This is a genomic window from Streptococcus oralis (assembly GCF_001579025.1).
Lineage (GTDB): Bacteria > Bacillota > Bacilli > Lactobacillales > Streptococcaceae > Streptococcus > Streptococcus oralis_X.
The window spans coordinates 869148-872409 of record NZ_KQ970235.1 but is presented as its reverse complement, the minus strand read 5'-3'; the positions used below and the strand labels follow the sequence as shown (position 1 = coordinate 872409).

Here is a 3262-nt window from a genome sequence, read left to right as displayed (position 1 = left end):
AGAAGGTATCGGAGAAAGGATCGAAGGAGCAGTGGACCTTGTCATCGAAGCAGACGACTACGTGGCTTCCATCCAACCTGACAAAACGATTGAAACGCGCTACGAGCAAGGTGTAATGGTGTCTATGGTTGATAAAGATGGAAAACTCATCCCAGAACAAGGAGGAGCCCGTTCAATCTCACCAGCGCCAGTTGTTATCCGCAAAGGGCTTGACATTGATAAAATCATGATGCATTTGTCAGATACCTTTAACTCATGGGACTACCGTCAAGGTGAGTATTATTAAGATAAAAAAAGAAGTCTAGTATTATGAGGGAATAAAGAGCTCTCTACACTAGGCTTTTTGTTTAATTCCTTGTTTTGTTTCTTTAATAGTGTTATTATATAAAAAGGTATTATATGTTAATGTGAAAATGGAGGAATTTATGTCGAATATAAGAGTCTGGAAAATTTCAGTTGGCGGAACTACTAACATAAAATTGCATAAGAAATCTTTTAAGGATAATGTTCTATATATCGGATTTGATAATATAGAAGAAAAAAATTATTCTTATAATGGGGAAGAAAGACCTAGAAAACAAGAGAATCAAGTAGCACTCCTCCAACATGGTGTCAGTATAGGAGATTTAGTAGTAGTTCCTAGGAAGAATCTACGGGCTTCTTTTTTGGCTAAAATAATTGGTCCTTATCAATATGTTGAAGATAGTGAGTTTGAAGGATTTCCAAGACGATTTGAAATCATACCGATTAGTAAATTTGGTGATTTCCAGTTAAATTCTCTTGGGACTAAGAAATGGGACTATACAACAGTATCTGCATTACCATATTCAAGTCTTGATGAGTTATATGTGGATTTTAATATTGAAAAAGATGAAATTTCAGATGTTCAAAACGAGGAAAACGCATCAGAAAATATCAACGAGTATAAGAATATTTTACTTTCATACCAAAAACCTCATTCTCCGTGGTGCTCCTGGTACAGGAAAAACTTATCTTGCTAAAGAAATAGCGACAGAGCTAACGGGTGGTAATGAAGATCAAATCGGCTTTGTACAATTTCACCCTTCCTATGATTATACGGATTTTGTAGAGGGGTTGAGACCGGTATCAAATGGCGATGGAGCTATTGAGTTTAAGCTAGAGGACGGTATTTTTAAGAAGTTCTGTCAGAAGGCTAAAGAAGCTCAGAAAACTGGAGGACAAGATAATTTTGATGAAGCTTGGGATCTTTATCTTGAGTATGTTAATAGTAGAGATGAAAAAGAATATTTGACAGAATTTTCCTATCTAACAGTAAATAGTCGAAATAATTTTAATATCAATTATGAAACTAAAGCCAAAGGAACTGTCTTAACAAAATCTTATGTTTATGAACTCTATAAAGACGAAAATTATCTGAAACAGCCCTTTTATCGTAACCAAGGAAAAAAAGTCCTTGAAACTTTAAAGAAAAGATTTGGTCTGAAAGATTATGTCTCTCCAACAAAGATCAACACAGATAAGAAATTCGTCTTCATCATTGATGAAATCAACCGTGGGGAGATTTCTAAGATTTTTGGTGAACTCTTTTTCTCTATCGACCCTGGTTATCGTGGTGAAAGCGGGAGTGTTTCCACCCAATATGCTAATTTACATGAGACGGATGAGAAATTTTATATCCCTGAAAATGTCTATATTATTGGAACAATGAATGATATTGACCGTTCAGTAGATACCTTTGATTTTGCTATGCGTCGTCGTTTCCGCTTTGTTGAAGTTACTGCTGAAAGTCAAGTTGCTATGTTAGATAAAGAACTGGGTATCCATGCAGAAGAAGCAAAACTTCGTCTAAGAAATTTGAATGTTGCTATCGAAAACGTTCAGGAGCTAAACAGTCATTATCATATCGGACCAAGTTATTTCCTTAAGTTCAAGGATGTGGACTTTGACTATGAATTACTCTGGTCTGATTATATTAAACCGCTCCTAGAAGACTACTTGCGTGGTTCTTATGAAGAAGATGAAACTCTGCAAACATTGAAAACAGCATTTGATCTGACAAATAAAGAGCAAACAGAACCCCAAGATACTGGTGATAATGATGCGGATAACTGATAATCAGCATAAAATTGTTAAAGAAGACTTTGTCGCAGAATATCCCAAACTAAGTCAAGCTCTTCTTGATAGAACACTGGATAACCTTTCTATAGAGGACAGTATCTTTATTTTCCCAAATGATTTGACTCATTCTCCTGATTTGGATAAGGACCAAAAGATTTTTGAAACAGTCAATCAGAAAATTAAGACTGGGAATGTGATTGGTTTTCTGGGCTGTGGTCAGGAAAGATTAACGATCTCCTCGCGTTTTTCGATTAAAGGTGATGACCATTTTTTGCATTATCTCTTACAAAAGGTTCTCAATATCAATCTGACTAGTTTAGACATCGGTCTATCTCAAGAGGATAAACTCTATCAGCTTTTGATTTACCTCTTTCCAAAATATCTGCAAGCCGCTCTCCGAAAAGGTCTTTATAAGGAATACCAGCGATTTTTCCATAACGATAGTCATGTAAAGGGTGTACTAGATGTTGGAAATCATCTGAAAAAAAATCTCCCTTTTACGGGAAATATTGCCTATACCACTAGAGAGTTCACCTATGATAATCCACTCATGCAGTTGATTCGGCATACGATTGAGTACATAAAGACTCAAAAAAGTTTTGGAGCACTACTCGATAGTAATCGTGAAAATATAGCTGAAATTATCCGTGTAAGTCCGTCTTATAAACTCACTGATCGTGCTAAGATTATCAGAATGAATAAAATCAAACCCATCCGACACGCCTATTTTAGAGAGTATAGAAAATTACAGGAACTCTGCTTGATGATTTTGAGTAGAGAAAAGCATGGTCTTGGACCCCAAGCCCAAAGGGTACATGGTATTCTCTTTGATGTTGCCTGGCTTTGGGAAGAGTATGTCTACACCTTGTTGCCAAAATGTTTTGTACATCCCAGAAATAAGGATAAGACGGATGGAATTTCAGTATTTTTAAACGATAAAAATCATGAAAATCGCAAAAGGCGTGATCGAAAGATATACCCAGATTTTTATGATAGAGAACGAAAGTTTGTTCTAGATGCTAAATATAAAAAACTGGAGTTCGCTGAAAAAGGAATTGACCGTGAGGACTTATTCCAGCTGATTTCCTATTCTTATATTATAAAAGCTGAGAAAGCTGGATTGATTTTTCCTAGTATAGAGGGATCAGTAAATAGTGAGATA

General features: G+C 35.7%; 3 protein-coding genes and 1 pseudogene. All 4 read left to right on the top strand.

Features of this window, described 5'->3' with window-relative positions; translation table 11 throughout:
* Window positions 1-286, top strand: a pseudogene (locus SORDD27_RS10250) (translation factor (SUA5)); the annotation flags it as partial.
* Between the two features lie 139 nt (window positions 287-425).
* Window positions 426-1001, top strand: coding sequence for a hypothetical protein (locus SORDD27_RS04175; protein WP_061427509.1), 576 nt, complete (start codon window positions 426-428; stop codon window positions 999-1001).
* Entirely contained in the window at window positions 883-2094 is a 1212-nt protein-coding gene (locus SORDD27_RS04170; RefSeq protein ID WP_231069290.1) for an McrB family protein, read from the top strand. Before SORDD27_RS04175 ends, SORDD27_RS04170 begins: the two co-directional genes overlap by 119 nt.
* Window positions 2081-3262 (top strand): McrC family protein (locus SORDD27_RS04165; RefSeq protein ID WP_061428067.1); only part of this gene is annotated, 1182 nt, incomplete at its 3' end. The genes SORDD27_RS04170 and SORDD27_RS04165, both read left to right, overlap by 14 nt.